The organism is Serratia sp. SCBI, from assembly GCF_000747565.1.
GTDB classification, from domain to species: domain Bacteria; phylum Pseudomonadota; class Gammaproteobacteria; order Enterobacterales; family Enterobacteriaceae; genus Serratia; species Serratia ureilytica.
In genome coordinates, this window is record NZ_CP003424.1 from 1,629,562 (window position 1) to 1,646,505 (window position 16,944).

Consider the following 16,944-nt stretch of genomic DNA (forward strand, 5'->3'; position numbering starts at 1 on the left):
TCCTCTCTATTTAGTATGGTTTTTCTCTGTCTAACTTAGGTTTGAGCCACCACTGAAGCGATCTTTATATGAAAATGGCAATATCATTGCCATTTTATTCGAAGTTTAAACAAATCATCTTATTAACCATCGCCTTACCGTTAGATGTGCTGCCTTTAATTGACATAACAATAATCTCATTGCGTTCCTTGACAGATCCGGTCATCAGATACTTTACTCAGTAAATAACTATGGGCGCGTTTAGGAGAGTTATTTAGCTGGAATTGATTTTATTGCTATTAATTTGATGTTGAGTTTACAGGCAAGACCAAACTTCTTTAAATTCAGCAGCTAAGCTTATGTTGCTGAACATCGAAAGTTGTGTGGAACGTTCTTTTTACCTTATCTCACTTAGATTAGGAGTTTTTATGGCTTCTCTAGCATCTCAGCAGCAGGCGGCGGCGATCTACTATTCGGTTTTGGGACGTACTCCGTCTCTGACCGAGATCAACACCTATGGGCAGCAGCTCGAGGGTGGCACACAAACCGCAGCGCAACTGGCACAGTTCTTCATCAGCTCTTCCGGCGGGAATGCGCTCTATTCTGGGAAAACCGACTCGGAAATTCTGCAGATTATCTATACCCGTGAGTACGGCTCTGCCGCCACATCTCAACAACTGACTGATTTCCTGAATGGCAACACCCTGAGTTCGGCGGTTTCCAATGTCGTCAGCGGGTTGCTGAACTACAGCGGTAGCGACGCCACGATATTGGCTCAACAGACCGCATTCCAAAACACGGTTAACACGTTGCTATATCCTTCGACGGCCTCCGCTGCCTTAGGGCAAGGTGCATCGGATATTCAAGCTATTTTGCATGTTATCGGTTCGACCGTGACTGCCGATGCCGTCAACTATTTTGGCGCTAAAATCAATGCCGGGATGACGATCACTCAGGCTGCGGCCGCCAACATTGCGGGGCGTTCTTACCTGACTTCGCTGAGTGACGACGCATTTATCGCTCGTCTGTTCCAATTTGGTTACGAGCGTGCGCCATCCTCTGCCGAATCTGCCAGCTTCCTGTCATTGCTGCAGGGGGGCGCGACTCGTGCCGATCTGGTGGTTGATATTATCCAGGGATTGCGTGGCACCGTCGCGGCCGGCGATCTGACGGCGCAGCAACATTTCAATAGCGCTACGACCGTGTACCAACCAGGCCATCTCCCAGGATTGGCGTTCCAGGAACAAATCGCGGCTGTCTACCTGGGCGTTCCGGAACGCGGCGTTGATGCTTCCGGTTTAGACACCTGGAGCAAAGCGTTAGCCGCCGGCATGTCATATAACTCATTGATCGGTAACCTGGTTAGTTCTTCCGAGTTCCAACGTAAGGGCGGGCAGTTAACCGGCACTGATTTTATCCAGCATGTTTTCACCGCGGTGCACGGCGTTGCCGCCACGACGGCTCAACTGGCTATTTACAGCGCATTGGGCTCAGACAAAGGGATCATTACCCAAGCGATTATTAATGATCTGCGCTCTTCGACCGCGACGGATGCAGCAACCGTAACCCAACAGCATGCTTTCGAATTCGATATCGGCACCAGCTTGTTGTATAAAACTAGTGCCAACCTGTCTGTTACGGCGGGGGGCGGCAACGGAACCGGCACCGTCAATACCGGCGCCAGCCATGCGTTGAGCAATGCGGAGACCGCGGTGTTGACCAACGTGGTGTTGAACGCCAACGCCGCCAGCCTGGTCAACCTGAAGTTCGCCGATCACTTGGCCAACCTGACCATCAACGGCACCAGCGCGGCAACGGTGAACCTGTCTGACAACGGCGCCAGTTCTGGGGTTGCTGTCACCGTCAACAACGGCAATATCATTCTGAACACCGGTTCAGGTGCGGACAATGTGGTCGTTACTTCGACGGCAAATCTCGCGACCGGTACCGCGCAGTTTAACCTCGGCGCCGGCAACGACAGCCTGCACTGGGCGGGTAACGCCGTTGCCGGCGCGGCGAACACCGTCGCCAATACCGTCAAGGCTGACGGTGGCGCAGGGACGGACTCCATCTCCGCCAACTTCATCACCAAAACCGTGGTGACCAACCAGAACGCCTTGGGCGTTCGTACCAGCACCGTAACCAGCAACGCCAACAACTTCTCGAACTTCGAGCAGATTGATCTGACCGGTTATATCGGCAAGTCTGTCGGTACGCTGATTACGACACCGCTGGTTGGTTCACCGACTACCACTACCGTCACAACACCGACCAACACCTTCGACTTTGGCCTGACCAACGGCACGTCCACGGTGGAAGGCACCACGGGGGGCACTGTCACCCAGAACGCGGCGGCAACCAACCTGGGTGCGCAAGGGTTTGTGATCTCCGGCCTGGCTAATGTCAACGTCATCAACGCCGCCGGCGGCAACGCCGCGCAGCTGGAAGTGAAAGGGGACGCGACCTCCGCCAGTACGCTGAACTTCACCTTCGTGCAGAATGCCACCGATCACTTCAACATCAACTTTGATGCGGTGAGCTCTGCCAACGTGAATGCTGGCGCCATCAGCCTGAACAGCAGCAGCAGCGTTCTGTTGGGGACGGCATTGACGACGGTGAACGTGGCTTCCGGCGGGACCGGTGCGTTCAGCAATATTCTGTCTCTGGCAGGCACCAACGCGCAGGTTCAGAATATCAACGTGACCGGCGACCATGCGTTGAACCTGACCGTGGGCGCGGGCTACAGCAACGTGCGCGACATCAATGCCTCTGCCAATACCGGTGGTTTGAACCTGGATTCAAGCCATGCGGGTACCGGTGACGGTATTATCGTGCAACTGCTGAAAGCCTTGCCGTTGAGTGCGGCTACCACGGCGCTGCTGACTCCGCTGCTGAACACGCTGGGTCTGAACGGTTACCAATTGACGGTGGAAGGGACGTCGACGACCGACAGCTTCAACGTGCTGGGTAACACCACGCTGACTGGCGGTAACGGAGCGAATACTTACGATCTGAAATCCAGTAACTCGCAGGCGGGGGTCACCATCACCGACTTCAGCACCGCGAAAGACAAGATCGTCGATGCCGCTTCCGGCCTGACCCTGTCCAACACCGGTACCGCGGTGGCGGATTACGGTACTCGCGCTTCAGATACGTTGGATGCGCTGTTAGGTTCGCTGGTTGGCGGTCTAACTACCGGCGTTGTCGGTCTGTTGGGTGGCATCCTGGGCCTGAGCAATCCTAACTCGCTGACGGCGAAGGTGGGCGTGGCCTCGGTGGTGTTCAGCGGGACAGGTAACAATGCTGACTCCTATGTGATTATTGACAATAACAATAACCACACGCTGGATGCCAACGATACGGTCATTTACCTGACTGGCCAGAACCACCAGCAATTGGTGGATACTCTGCACTACGCCTAAGGGTAAAGTTGCAATAACAAATAATTCCATATGGAACTATTTGGAGTTAAATAATGCGGGGGCGTAATCCCCCGCATGTTTAATTTTGTGAGCGGCGTCATTCTCTCTAAGTTATTCCATTTCGTTATCTTCCCTCCCTGCTTTTATTTTCTCATATCGCATTGTTTTGTTGGGCTTTTGTCAGGCGCGTTGACCGGTCTTTTTTTTTATGACCCACCTTGCCGGTTTTCACTTTCTCTACCTATAGTTAACAAAAGTATCTGCAGTCTCGGGCATTTCTTTGGGGTGAGCCTTCTCGGGATAATTCTTTTTTTAGGAATTTCTTTAGGTAGGGGGTCAATGCGGATTGGACTGACAGTGCACATGATGTAAGGGCAGAACGTGAATCAATTTATCCCGCGCAACGAAATTGCGGATGTTATACGTACACGCAGCAAAGTCTTCTGGACCGTTGGTATATTTACTGCGTTTATTAACCTGTTAATGCTGGTTCCTTCCATTTACATGCTCCAGGTTTACGACCGGGTGCTGCCTTCGCGCAATGAAATCACGCTGTTAATGCTGACGCTGATCATGCTGGGTATGTTCGGCATGATGTCCTTGCTGGAATACGTACGCAGCATGGTGGTGATCCGCATCGGCAGCCAGTTGGATATGCGCCTCAATACGCGCATTTATACGGCGGCTTACGAGGCGAATTTAAAGAACGGCTCGTCCGATGCCGGCCAGATGCTGAGCGATCTGACCAACGTGCGCCAATTCCTGACCGGTAGTGCGCTGTTTGCCTTCTTCGATGCGCCCTGGTTCCCGATCTATCTGCTGGTGATTTTCCTGTTTAACCCTTGGTTGGGGTTGTTCGCCCTGGTGGGCTCCTTGCTGTTGATCGCCCTGGCGGTGATCAACGAAGTGGTGTCGAAGAAGCCTCTGGCGGATGCCAGCCGGCTTTCAATCATGTCAGGCAATCTGGCCAGCACGAATTTGCGCAATGCCGAAGTGATCGAAGCACTGGGGATGCTGCCTAACCTGAAGGGACGCTGGTTCGGTTTACACCAGCGCTTCCTGAATAGTCAGCGTATCGCCAGCGAGCGGGCATCGCGGGTGACATCGATCACCAAGTTTGTGCGTTTGTCGCTCCAGTCGCTGGTTTTGGGGCTGGGGGGCTGGCTGGCGATCGATGGGCACATCACGCCGGGCATGATGATCGCCGGTTCCATCTTGATGGGGCGCACGCTGGCGCCGATCGAGCAAGTGATTAACGTATGGAAAAGCTGGAGCTCCGCCAAGCTGGCTTATCAGCGTCTGGTGCGCCTGCTGGAACAGCATCCGCCTCGCGGTACCGGCATGTCGCTGCCGCGTCCGGAAGGGGTGGTTTCCGTTGAAGGGGTGACCGCTACGCCGCCGGGCTCGAAGGGGAGCGCGGTATTGCATAACGTCAGTTTCGCCGTTCAGCCGGGAGATGTGCTGGGGATTATTGGGCCAAGCGCCTCCGGCAAATCGACGCTGGCGCGTCTATTGGTCGGCATCTGGCCGGTCAGTGAAGGCATCGTGCGACTGGACAATGCCGACATCTACCAGTGGAACAAGGACGAGTTGGGGCCCTATATCGGTTATCTGCCGCAGGATATTGAACTGTTCGCCGGCAGCATCGCGGAGAACATCGCCCGCTTCAACGAGCTGGACTCAGAGAAAGTGATTGAGGCCGCCAAGTTGGCCGGCGTGCATGAGCTGATTCTGCGCTTCCCCAATGGCTATGATTCGGTGATCGGCAGCGGTGGCGCCGGGTTGTCCGGCGGCCAGAAACAGCGTATCGGTTTGGCGCGTGCGCTGTATGGCGATCCGTCTCTTATCGTGCTGGATGAACCCAACTCCAATCTGGACGATGCCGGTGAGCGGGCGTTGAACCAGGCCATTACGTTCCTTAAACAGCGCAATAAAACGGTGATCCTGATTACTCACCGTACCAATCTGCTGGCGATGACCAACAAGCTGTTGCTGCTGGTTAACGGGAACGTCAATGCATTTGGCCCAACGCAGCAGGTATTGCAGGCCCTGGCGAATGCGCAAAAAGCGCAGGTGCCTCCGCAGGCAGTGCGTGCGGTGAACTCCGAGCCGGATGAAGGCGATATCCCTAAAACTCAAACTAATTAAGCCGTGAACTCGCCTGGCGGCGCCGTTGCGTCGCCGGCAGTCAAAGGAGTTGGTATGTCTACGCATATTGGCGAGCCGCATGACTCGTACTCAGAACAGATCCCGTTGGATGAGCGTCGTTATACCCGCCTGGGGTGGTTGGCGCTGGGAGTGGGCGTGTTCGGCTTCTTGGCCTGGGCGGCGTTTGCGCCTCTGGATAAAGGGGTGGCGTCGCCGGGCTCGGTAACCGTTTCCGGCAATCGTAAAACGGTGCAGGCTCCGGCCAGTGGCATCATCAAAAATATCGCGGTGAAAGACGGCGATAAGGTGAAAGCCGGCGAGGTGCTGGTGCAACTGAGCCAGGTGCAGGCGCAAGCGCAGGTCGATTCGCTGCGCGATCAGTACTACACCACCTTGGCTACCGAAGGGCGCCTGCTTGCTGAACGGGACGGGCTGGGCAATGTCACGTTTTCCCCGATCTTCGCCAAGATCAAGGATCAGCCGCGCGTCGCGGAGATTATTGCGCTGCAAACGCAGCTGTTCGCTTCCCGCCGCCAAGGGCTGCAAAGTGAAATAGACGGCTATAAGCAGTCGATGGACGGGATCCGCTTCCAGTTGAAAGGCCTGCAGGATTCGCGTGCCAATAAACAGATCCAGCTTTCCAGTTTGCGCGAACAGATGAACAGCATGAAGCAGTTGGCCGCGGACGGATACCTGCCGCGCAACCGCTACCTGGAAATTCAACGCCAGTTCGCCGAGGTGAACAGCAGTATCGACGAAACCGTCGGGCGGATTGGCCAATTGCAAAAGCAACTGCAGGAATCTCAGCAACGCATCGATCAGCGCTTTGCTGATTATCAGCGCGAGGTCAGAACGCAGCTGGCGCAAACCCAAATGGACGCCAGCGAGTTCCGCAACAAGCTGCAAATGGCTGATTTCGATCTGGGCAACACCGCCATCACCTCACCGGTGGACGGCACCGTGGTCGGATTGAATATCTTCACTCAGGGGGGCGTCGTGGGAGCGGGTGACCACCTGATGGACGTTGTGCCCAGCCAGGCAACTTTGGTGGTGGATTCTCGCCTCAAAGTCGACCTGATCGATAAGGTGTACAACGGGTTGCCGGTGGATCTGATGTTTACCGCCTTCAACCAAAACAAAACCCCGAAAATTCCGGGAACGGTCACGTTGGTTTCCGCCGACCGTCTGGTCGACAAAACCAATGGCGAACCCTACTACCAGATGCAGGTCACGGTCTCGCCGGAGGGCATGAAAATGCTCAGTGGCGAGGACATCAAGCCGGGGATGCCGGTGGAGGTGTTCGTGAAAACGGGGTCGCGCTCGCTGCTGAGCTATCTGTTTAAACCTATTTTGGATCGCGCTCATACTTCATTAACCGAGGAATAATTTTGATTCATTCAAAACGACAGGCTGCCGGTCTGGTTATCGGCACCCTTTTGTTTGCGATGTCTGCGCCGGTTTATTCGATAGGGATTTTAGACGCATATTCGCTGGCATTAGAAAAGGACCCGACCTTCCGGGCGGCTATAAAAGAGAAAGAAGCGGGGGATGAAAACGAAAACATCGGCAGGGCGGGGCTGCTGCCGAAGGTATCGCTGAATTACCAGAATTCGCCGCGTAACTGGCAAACCCAGAAATATCCGCAAAGCGACTTCTTTGGCAACATTACGGAAGCGACGCGGCGCCAGCAGTACCGCAGCTACTCCAGCTCGGTGACGCTGACGCAGCCGCTGTTCGATTATGAGGCCTATGCGCGTTATAAAGGCGGCGTGGCGCAGACGATGATGTCGGATGAGCGCTATCGCGGCAAACTGCTCGATCTGGCGGTGAGGGTGATCAGCGCGTATGTCGAAGTGGCCTATGCCAAAGATCAAATAGCCTTGGCCGAGGCGCAGAAAGCAGCCTATAAAGAACAGTTGGCGTTGAACGATCGTCTGATGAGCGCGGGTGAGGGGACCCTGACCGACGTCTCTGAAACGCAGGCGCGCTACAGCCTGGCAGAGGCGCAGGTGATAGAAGCGCGCGACGCGCTGGACGCTGCGCAGCGTGAGCTGGAGGTGATCATCGGCGTGCCGTTGAATCAGTTGGATGAGCTGCAGAGCTTACGACCAGGGCAATTCAAGGTGGCGCCGCTGATCCCGTCGAAGTTTGAAGAGTGGCAAAAGATCGCCCTGGAAAACAACCCAGTGCTGGCCGCCTCGCGCCATGGCGTCGATGCGGCGAAATACGAAGTGGAGAGAAACCGCGCCGGCTTTATGCCGAACGTGCAACTTTACGCTTCGCATTCGGAAAACGACTCCAGCAGCGATAACACGGTTAACCAGAAATATCGTACCGACAGCATCGGCGTGCAGGTGAGCCTGCCGATTTACTCCGGCGGCGGCGTGGCGGCATCCACCCGGCAGGCCGCGGCGCGCTACGGCCAGGCGATGGCCGAAATGGACACGCAAGTCGGCACGACGCTGAACGATCTGCGCAAGCAGTTCAATCTGTGCATCAGCAGTCGTGCCAAACTGGCGGCCTACGAATTGGCGGTGAAGTCGGCGACTACGCAGGTGACGGCGACCCGGCAGAGCGTGTTGGCGGGGCAGCGTGTCAACGTCGATGTGCTCAACGCCGAACAGCAGCTCTACAGCGCCCAGCGTGACTTGGCCTCCGCCAAATACACCTATATCAAGTCTTGGATTACCTTGTTGAGCGATTCCGGCACCTTGGACGAGAAGGATGTGCTGCGCGTCGCGCAGTATTTTGCCCGTAATCGCTAGAGGTTATTCCACTATAAGCATGACTCTGAAAGAGCAGCGTTAAGCTGCTCTTTTTCAATTTCATGCGTGTATTTCTCAGGTTGTGTTTACTTGTTTTTTATTTGATTCATAAAGAATGTCTGCTTGGGCTTGGGCTTGGGCTTGGGCTTGGGCTTGGAATGCGGTCATGCTCCTGAGAGGGTATCGAATTCTGCCGAAAGATAACGAGAAGCCACCCAAGCGCGATGCCACGTTCACCCCCAGGAAAAGGTGATGCTGCAGTTAACCCTTCATCGCTCAAGAGGCGCACATACCGTTTTCTCTTCATGCGTGAACCATTGAGCTGTATTATGCGTTTTGTCATCAATGGATGGTTTGCGTGAACGTCTCATGAAACAAACGGTCTTCTTATAGAACGAGTAACTATGCTTCGATGCTATCGAAGCGTAAGGGGTTGATATGGCAATTTTAGTTACCGGTGGCGCTGGTTACATCGGATCGCACACCGTGCTATCGCTTCTGGAGCGTGGCGAGGACGTTGTGGTGCTGGATAATTTGTCCAACTCATCTGCGGAGTCATTGCAGCGCGTGGAGAAACTGACGGGGAAAGCCGCGGTGTTCTATCAAGGCGATGTTCAGGATGCTGAATGCCTGCATCGTATCTTCGGCGCGCATGATATCACTGCCGTGATCCACTTCGCCGGCCTCAAGGCTGTTGGAGAGTCAACGCGCAAACCGCTTGAGTATTATCAGAATAACGTCACCGGCACGCTGGTACTGTTGGATGCTATGCGCCGTGCCGGCGTACATGATTTCATCTTCAGTTCCTCCGCCACTGTCTATGGTGCCAATTCGCCGGTGCCTTATGTTGAAACGACACCGATCGGCGGCACGACCAGCCCTTATGGCACGTCTAAGCTGATGGTGGAGCAGATCCTGCAGGATTTCGCTAAGGCTGAACCGCAGTTTTCGATTATTGCCTTGCGTTACTTCAACCCGGTCGGCGCTCATGAATCGGGTTTGATCGGCGAAGATCCTAACGGTATTCCCAATAACCTGCTGCCTTATATTTCGCAAGTGGCTATCGGCAAACTGGAGAAGTTGGGTATTTTCGGTGGTGACTATCCAACAAAAGACGGCACGGGCGAGCGCGACTATATTCACGTTATGGACTTGGCCGACGGTCATCTCAAAGCGATGGATCATCTGGCGAAGATCAGCGGATTTAAGGCTTATAACCTTGGGGCCGGTGTAGGGCACTCGGTGTTGGCGATGGTTCAGGCATTTGAAAAAGCTTCCGGCGTAACGATCCCTTACCAAATCTTGCCTCGCCGCGACGGCGATCTGCCTGCTTTCTGGGCGAACGCGGATCTGGCATATCAAGAGCTAGGATGGAAAGTACGTCGGAATATTGATGACATGATGCGCGACACTTGGAACTGGCAGAAGAAAAATCCGCAAGGGTATAAGTAAGAAAACTGATATAAAGTTAAGCAACGAAAAAGCCCACATCTCGATGTGGGCTTTTTCGTTGTTGGTCATGAAGATACCGGGGAGTACTTTTCTTGTAATTAATAATCATTCTCAATTAACCAGTGTTTTTATTAGCGTGCTTATTAAATTTTGCTTTTTTTGGCCACTCTTACCCTGCGGTAGCAAAAACGGCACCTGGCGTCAGGAGGTTTTTAGGACAAGTTTGAAAGCATGAATGGTTTATTTTTTATTTTTATTCAGTGTGTTAGGATTTTTCTTGGTGGCTGGCGGTTACTGCATAGACAAATGACGTTTTGTCTATGTGGCGTTAATGTATTAACTTCCCACATGGGTGTATAATTCAGCCCGAAGAAAATAGAGGTCTCTTGGTTGCATAACCGAGGACGGCGATAACGTCGAAATGTTATCGCGATAATTTTGACATGTTGCATTAATGAAACTGAAGTCGTTGGGAGCCCCCACAGATATGCTGAAAGCTGTCATTCCCGTTGCCGGTCTTGGTACCCGCATGTTACCGGCCACTAAGGCGATTCCTAAGGAAATGCTACCGGTTGTCGACAAACCTCTTATCCAATACATCGTAAATGAATGCGTCGCCGCCGGTATTAAAGAGATTATTCTGGTTACGCACTCGTCAAAAAATGCTATTGAAAACCATTTTGACACCTCGTTTGAATTGGAAAGCATGCTGGAGTCACGCGTTAAGCGCCAACTGCTGGAAGAAGTTCAGTCTATCTGTCCGAAAGGCGTGACCCTGATGCATGTGCGGCAGGGGCAATCCAAAGGGTTGGGCCATGCGGTACTCTGTGCCAGACCCCTGATCGGTGATGCGCCGTTTGCCGTGTTGCTGCCGGATGTGCTGATGGACGACATCGCCTCTGATCTGACGAAAGATAACCTCGCCAGCATGATCGCTGAATTTGAAGCGCACGGTCGCAGCCAGATCATGGTAGAACCTGTGCCAGAAAAAGACGTGTCCAAATACGGCGTGGTTGATTGTCGCGGCGTGGCCGTGGCGCCAGGCCAAAGCGTGCCGATGCATGCGATCGTCGAAAAACCCTCGCAGGAAGAGGCTCCTTCAAATTTGGCTGTCGTTGGCCGCTATGTTTTGGCTGCTGATATCTGGCCGCTGCTGGAAAAAACGCCTTATGGCGCTGGCGGTGAGATCCAGCTTACCGATGCTATCGCCATGCTGATGGAGCAAAAACCGGTTGAGGCTTTCGCCATGGTTGGGCGTTCGCATGACTGCGGTGATAAATTAGGTTATATGAAGGCCTTTGTTGAGTATGGTCTTCGTCATCCGACGCAGGGTGAAGCATTTTCTGAGTGGTTAAAGGGGATGTTGCAGGCTTAAGCGTCTGCTATACCTGACGAATCCAGCCGATTCCTAAAGTAAAATGAATTGGCTGGATGTAGCTTGAGGGCAGGTTACACGCGCTCATCGCGCTGTGTAGCGAACTGGGTGCAGGAAGTTTTCCCGGTTATGAAGTAAAATCAACAGGTTGTTTTAAGTGTGCTCTGGTTGCCGCAATGCCAGGGGCGGTAGCGTGGTTGCGATTAGTTCAGCAACGCATTCTACCCGTCATGCCATCTGGCTACGCTGGACCTGAAGACGTACGGCCATGTTTCATCTGTCAGGGAATTTCAATCTTAAATCGAGTTTTTATATGAAGTATAGCTTAGGTTATCTTTGGGATTTGGCTTCGGTCATCACAGAGAAAGAATTAAAAGTAAGATATAAAAGCAGCTTCTTTGGCTATTTATGGTCAATTGCTAATCCATTACTCTTTGCTATGATCTATTATTTTATTTTTAAATTGGTCATGCGGGTTCAAATACCAAACTATACCATTTTCATTATTACAGGCCTGTTCCCTTGGCAGTGGTTTGCCAGCTCAACGACTAACTCCTTGTATTCGTTTATCGCAAACGCACAGATCATCAAAAAAACCGTATTTCCGCGTTCGGTCATTCCTTTTAGTAATGTCCTGATGGAGTGTCTGCATTTCCTCTGCACGATTCCGGTCATTATCTTCTTTCTCTATGTCTATGACATGCGTCCATCAATTGATTGGCTTTGGGGGGTTCCGCTTATCGGCATTGCGCAGATGATGATGACCTTCGGGATCGCGATGATGTTATCGACGCTGAACCTTTTCTTCCGCGATCTGGAACGTTTCATCACGCTGGGTATCATGCTGATGTTCTACTGCACGCCGATTTTGTACTCCGGTGATATGATTCCTGAACAATATCGCTTCCTGATTGATTTTAATCCACTGGCTAACATGATACTGAGCTGGCGTGATCTTTTTATGAATGGCGTAATTGATTATCACCAGATAGGCATGCTTTACGGATATGCGTTGCTGTTCATTATCATTGGTGTCAGCATTTTCAATAAGTTGAAGTACAGATTTGCAGAGATATTATAATGAGCGTAGCTATAGAATTTAAAAATGTGACTAAGCGCTATCCATTATACCATCATATTGGATCTGGCATTAAAGAGCTGATTTTTAACCCGCGTCGTGCACTAAGTTTACTGAGTGGTCGTAGTTATCTGGCGATTGAAGATATCAGTTTCCAGGTTAAAAAAGGCGAATCGGTTGCGCTTATTGGCCGAAACGGTGCGGGGAAGAGTACGTCGCTTGGTTTGGTCGCCGGTGTGATGAAACCGTCATCCGGTTCTGTTCATGTAGTTGGCCGTGTGGCTTCGATGCTGGAGTTAGGCGGTGGGTTTCACCCCGAGCTGACTGGCCGTGAGAATATTCGACTGAATGCGACGCTGTTAGGCCTTCGTCGTAAGGAGTTGAAGCAGCGTTTGGATAAAATCATCGAGTTCTCCGAGCTGGGTGAATTTATTGACGAGCCCATCCGAGTTTACTCCAGCGGTATGTTGGCGAAGCTGGGTTTCTCTGTCATTACGCAGGTTGATCCAGATATTCTGATTATCGATGAGGTTTTGGCAGTCGGGGACATCTCGTTTCAACGCAAATGTCTCGAAACTATTAATGAGTTCAAGAAGAAAGGGGTGACAATTCTTTTTGTTAGCCATAATCTTCGTGATATCGAAAAAATTTGCGATAGAGTCATCTGGATAGAAAACCATAAGATGAAAGTTATGGGTGAGGCTCATACTGTTATAGCGCAATATAAAGAAGCAATGAGTTGAAATTCATAACCGTGATTGCCAGGTAGTGCAAATGCAGAATATTAAAATATATACGTGTCATCACAAGCCTAGCGCTTTTCTCGACTCAAAGTGGATACAACCAATTCATGTCGGTAAGGCTAATAGTCTTACCGAGATTGGATGCCTTGGTGATGATACGGGTGATAATATATCGTTCAAAAACCCATTCTATTGTGAGTTGACTGCGCATTATTGGGTATGGAAAAATGCAGAGCCAGCCGACTATGTTGGGTTTATGCACTACCGGCGTCATCTAAATTTCTCTAACGATCAGCAGGCCCCGGAGGACCGATGGGGCGTGGTGAGTGCTGAGAAGGTAAGTCGAGAATACCAAGATAAATTTGGTTTGAATGATGAAACGATTCCTCTTTGTCTCGAAGGCGTCGACATTATTTTGCCTAAAAAATGGGATGTTGGTGCTGCAGGTAGCAAAAATAATTATCAGCATTATAAAATCTCTAACCACTTGCATATCGAAGACTATGATGCCGCATTGACCGTATTGGGAGAGCTTTATCCCGAATATATCACTGCCGCAGAAAAATTTAACCAAGCCTCAGATGGTTATTATACGAATATGTTCGTGATGAGAAAGGACATCTTTGAGGACTATTCAATCTGGCTCTTTTCTATTTTAGATAAGTTGGAAGAGAGGCTGAGGTTTAAAAACTACAGCGATCAGGAAAAGCGAGTTGTCGGCCACATTGCAGAACGGTTACTTAACATTTATGTTGGTCACAAGCGAGAAGTTGGCACCTTAAATATTAAAGAGCTGCAGAGAACCTTTATTCAGAATGAAACCTTCTCGGCGACGCTGGAACCTGCATTCTCTGATAATAATGTACCGGTTGTCATTTGCTTCGATGATAATTATGCGATTAGCGGGGCTGCATTAGTCAACTCTATCATTAAGCATGCTAATCCTCTTTTGAATTATGATTTGGTGGTGCTTGAGAACGGAGTGTCTCAGGCGAATAAGCAACGTTTCTTCTCTCTGCTTGCTGAGCATGACAATATCAATCTCCGCTTCTTTGATGTTAACGCTTTTTCAGAGATAAAGAATGCGTTTACGCGTGCACATTTCAGTGCTGCAACCTATGCGCGTTTGTTTATTCCTCGGCTGTTTGCTGAGTATGAAAAAGTGATCTTTATTGACTCGGATACTGTAGTCGAGAATGATTTAGCAGAGTTACTCGATATCCCGTTGGCCGATAACTTGGTTGCGGCGGTAAAAGATATCGTGATGGAAGGGTTTGTTTTGCTTGGCGCCATGTCACAATCCAGTGACGGAGTGATGCCGGCGAAGGAGTACCTTTCTTCTTCATTGGGTTTAATCAATCCAGATGAATATTTCCAAGCGGGAATATTGGTATTTAACATTGTTCAGATGAATAAAGAGAATACCTTTTCCAGCCTGATGGAGGCGATGCAGGGTAAGCAATACTGGTTCCTCGATCAGGATATTATGAATAAAGTTTTCCATGGCCGCGTACATTATTTGCCGTTGGAATGGAATGTCTATCATGGTAACGGTAATACAGAGACATTTTTCCCCAATTTGCCATTTTCAACCTACATGCATTTCCTTGAGGCGCGTCGTAATCCGAAGATGATTCACTTCGCTGGTGAGAATAAACCGTGGAATACGCGTTACGTTGATTTCTTCGATAATTATCACAAGAATATACTGAATACGCCCTGGGCTCCGGAGCTTTATGCCCGCTTGCAAGGCGAGAGGAAGGATTCGTCACCCGCACGTAAGAAGAGTGGGGCACCGATATTGAAACGCTCCATAATGTTTATTCTTAATCGTGTAGCGCCGAAAGGGACAACGCGGCGTAATGCAATGACCAAATACTACTACAAATTTAGACAGCTAATTCGCGGATCATAAGATGATGAACAGTAAGAAAATTTTAATCGTTGGAGCAGGCTTTTCCGGTGCGGTGATCGGGAGAAAATTGGCTGAGCAAGGCCATCAAATTCATATTATCGATCGCCGTACTCATATCGCTGGCAACTGCTACGATGCTCGGGATGAAAAGACGGACGTGATGGTGCATACCTATGGTCCGCATATTTTCCATACCGACAACGAGCAAGTCTGGAACTTTGTGAATCAGTACGCCACAATGATGCCTTATGTTAACCGCGTAAAAGCGACGGTAAACGGCCAGGTTTTCTCGCTGCCGATCAATTTGCACACCATCAACCAGTTCTTCAAAAAAACCTGTTCACCAACGGAAGCGAAAGCCTTGATCGCCGAGAAAGGCGATTCCAGTATCACCGATCCGCAATCGTTCGAAGAACAGGCGCTGCGCTTTGTCGGCAAAGAACTGTATGAAGCCTTTTTCAAAGGTTACACCATCAAGCAATGGGGCATGTCCCCGGCACAGTTGCCGGCTTCGATTCTGAAGCGTCTGCCTATTCGTTTTAATTATGATGATAACTATTTCAATCATAAGTTCCAGGGGATGCCGAAAGACGGTTATACCAAAATGGTGGAAGGTATTCTGGATCACCCGAATATCTCGGTGACGTTGGATACCCAGTTCCAAATGCAGGATCGTGAGGGCTACGATCATGTGTTTTACAGCGGTCCGCTGGATGCGTTCTATGACTTCCAGTTTGGGCGCCTCGGCTACCGTACGCTGGACTTTGAGAAATTTACCGTGGAAGGGGATTATCAAGGCTGTGCGGTGATGAACTATTGTGAACAGTCGGTACCTTATACTCGCATCACCGAGCATAAGTACTTCTCCCCTTGGGAACAGCACGAAGGGTCGGTTTGCTATAAAGAGTACAGCCGCGCTTGCGAAGAAAATGATATCCCTTATTACCCGATTCGTCAGGTCGGTGAAATGGCATTATTGGAAAAATACGTCGATTTGGCCGAAAAAGAACATGACATTACCTTCATTGGCCGCCTGGGTACGTATCGCTACCTGGATATGGACGTGACCATTGCCGAAGCACTGAAAACGGCTGAAACCTATCTGGCCAGTCTGGAGCAAGAAAACGCTATGCCAGTATTCACGGTCAGCATCAGATGAGATGTTCGGCGTTAATTGTTACATTCAATCGCCTGGAAAAATTGAAACAATGTTGGGCGGCAACCTCTGCGTTGCCGTTTGATGACATTGTCATTGTCGATAACGCGTCGACCGACGAAACGCAGTCGTGGCTACACAGTATCGAAGATAGCCGTTTGCACGCCATACGCGCTGCGCAAAACGACGGCGGCGCAGGCGGGTTCAGGCTCGGAAGTGAATATATTGCGAGTAAGATAGACACCGACTGGGTGTTTATGTTCGATGATGACGCTTATCCCGATCGGACATTGTTGACACATTTCGCTGAATTGGCGCAACGGTTCGGCTATGAGGCCTACTGTTGCCGAGTCCTGGATAGACAAGGGACGTTATGCAAAATGAACGTCCCTTTCAGCAAGATGCCAACGTCGTTGGTACACACGTTGGGTTATATTGCCAGACCCGAACGTTACATCCCCGCAGAGCTTAAGCCTGCGGATGTCGTGACTTTCTCATTTGTTGGTGCAATAATACGCAAAGACGTTTTAGCCGCTAACATTGAGTACATTTGGCCAGAACTTTTTATTTATTATGATGATCTTTACTTCTCTTACAGGTTGAGTCAACAAGGGTATCGGTTCCGGTACTCACCAGAGTTGGTATTTCTGCACGATGTGCCTGCTGGCCAGGGGGGGATAAACCCGCCCTGGAAAGTCTACTATCTGGTCAGAAACCTGCTCCTCTCAAGGATGCTTTTCAAAAAACATGAAAGACCTTACTCACTCGGAGCTATCGTGTTACGTATTGCAAAATATTTACTTTCTTTTACCTCTCAAGGCAAAAAAGGTGAATATATTAAATACGTAGTGCGCGGTATTGTTGACGGTATATCACGTAAAAATGGTAAACAACATTAGCCGGTAAGAGTT

Annotated in this window: 11 protein-coding genes; all 11 read left to right on the forward strand. The window is 50.7% G+C overall.

Features of this window, described 5'->3' with window-relative positions; all coding sequences use genetic code 11:
- Positions 1-407: 407 nt before the first annotated feature.
- The 11 genes from SERRSCBI_RS07585 to SERRSCBI_RS07635 all read left to right on the forward strand — a co-directional run bounded on the left by SERRSCBI_RS07585 (position 408) and on the right by SERRSCBI_RS07635 (position 16,932).
- Complete coding sequence (locus SERRSCBI_RS07585) at positions 408-3,401, forward strand: DUF4214 domain-containing protein (protein WP_042784050.1); 2,994 nt, start codon at positions 408-410, stop codon at positions 3,399-3,401.
- 381 nt (positions 3,402-3,782) lie between these two features.
- Positions 3,783-5,549 (forward strand): type I secretion system permease/ATPase, encoded by a 1,767-nt coding sequence (locus SERRSCBI_RS07590; RefSeq protein WP_033650615.1) that lies wholly within the window; start codon positions 3,783-3,785, stop codon positions 5,547-5,549.
- Between the two features lie 54 nt (positions 5,550-5,603).
- On the forward strand, positions 5,604-6,935 hold the full coding sequence (locus SERRSCBI_RS07595) for an HlyD family type I secretion periplasmic adaptor subunit (RefSeq protein WP_042784051.1): 1,332 nt from the start codon (positions 5,604-5,606) through the stop codon (positions 6,933-6,935).
- Between the two features lie 2 nt (positions 6,936-6,937).
- A complete protein-coding gene (locus tag SERRSCBI_RS07600) occupies positions 6,938-8,314 on the forward strand; it encodes a TolC family outer membrane protein (protein WP_033650617.1) in 1,377 nt (458 codons plus the stop codon).
- 438 nt (positions 8,315-8,752) lie between these two features.
- Positions 8,753-9,766 carry a UDP-glucose 4-epimerase GalE gene (gene galE, locus SERRSCBI_RS07605; protein ID WP_033650618.1) on the forward strand — a complete coding sequence of 338 codons (1,014 nt, stop codon included), beginning with the start codon at positions 8,753-8,755 and terminating at the stop codon, positions 9,764-9,766.
- A 487-nt stretch (positions 9,767-10,253) separates the two neighbouring features.
- Positions 10,254-11,141, forward strand: coding sequence for a UTP--glucose-1-phosphate uridylyltransferase GalU (gene galU / locus SERRSCBI_RS07610; protein WP_033650619.1), 888 nt, complete (start codon positions 10,254-10,256; stop codon positions 11,139-11,141).
- A 313-nt stretch (positions 11,142-11,454) separates the two neighbouring features.
- Positions 11,455-12,222, forward strand: coding sequence for an ABC transporter permease (locus SERRSCBI_RS07615; protein ID WP_019454384.1), 768 nt, complete (start codon positions 11,455-11,457; stop codon positions 12,220-12,222).
- Positions 12,222-12,962 carry an ABC transporter ATP-binding protein gene (locus tag SERRSCBI_RS07620; protein WP_033650620.1) on the forward strand — a complete coding sequence of 247 codons (741 nt, stop codon included), beginning with the start codon at positions 12,222-12,224 and terminating at the stop codon, positions 12,960-12,962. Before SERRSCBI_RS07615 ends, SERRSCBI_RS07620 begins: the two co-directional genes overlap by 1 nt.
- 31 nt (positions 12,963-12,993) lie before the next feature.
- Entirely contained in the window at positions 12,994-14,877 is a 1,884-nt protein-coding gene (locus tag SERRSCBI_RS07625; RefSeq protein ID WP_042785674.1) for a DUF4422 domain-containing protein, read from the forward strand.
- Between the two features lie 4 nt (positions 14,878-14,881).
- Entirely contained in the window at positions 14,882-16,036 is a 1,155-nt protein-coding gene (gene glf, locus SERRSCBI_RS07630) for a UDP-galactopyranose mutase (RefSeq protein WP_033650766.1), read from the forward strand.
- Entirely contained in the window at positions 16,033-16,932 is a 900-nt protein-coding gene (locus SERRSCBI_RS07635; protein ID WP_042784053.1) for a glycosyltransferase, read from the forward strand. Before glf ends, SERRSCBI_RS07635 begins: the two co-directional genes overlap by 4 nt.
- Positions 16,933-16,944 lie beyond the last annotated feature (12 nt).

Excerpts from the sequence above, each read along its gene's own strand:
- SERRSCBI_RS07585 (WP_042784050.1), top strand. The coding sequence starts at position 408 with ATGGCTTCTCTAGCATCTCAGCAGCAGGCGGCGGCGATCTACTATTCG.
- SERRSCBI_RS07595 (WP_042784051.1), top strand. The coding sequence starts at position 5,604 with ATGTCTACGCATATTGGCGAGCCGCATGACTCGTACTCAGAACAGATC.
- galE (WP_033650618.1), top strand. The coding sequence starts at position 8,753 with ATGGCAATTTTAGTTACCGGTGGCGCTGGTTACATCGGATCGCACACC.
- galU (WP_033650619.1), top strand. The coding sequence starts at position 10,254 with ATGCTGAAAGCTGTCATTCCCGTTGCCGGTCTTGGTACCCGCATGTTA.
- SERRSCBI_RS07615 (WP_019454384.1), top strand. The coding sequence starts at position 11,455 with ATGAAGTATAGCTTAGGTTATCTTTGGGATTTGGCTTCGGTCATCACA.
- SERRSCBI_RS07620 (WP_033650620.1), top strand. The coding sequence starts at position 12,222 with ATGAGCGTAGCTATAGAATTTAAAAATGTGACTAAGCGCTATCCATTA.
- SERRSCBI_RS07625 (WP_042785674.1), top strand. The coding sequence starts at position 12,994 with ATGCAGAATATTAAAATATATACGTGTCATCACAAGCCTAGCGCTTTT.
- glf (WP_033650766.1), top strand. The coding sequence starts at position 14,882 with ATGAACAGTAAGAAAATTTTAATCGTTGGAGCAGGCTTTTCCGGTGCG.
- SERRSCBI_RS07635 (WP_042784053.1), top strand. The coding sequence starts at position 16,033 with ATGAGATGTTCGGCGTTAATTGTTACATTCAATCGCCTGGAAAAATTG.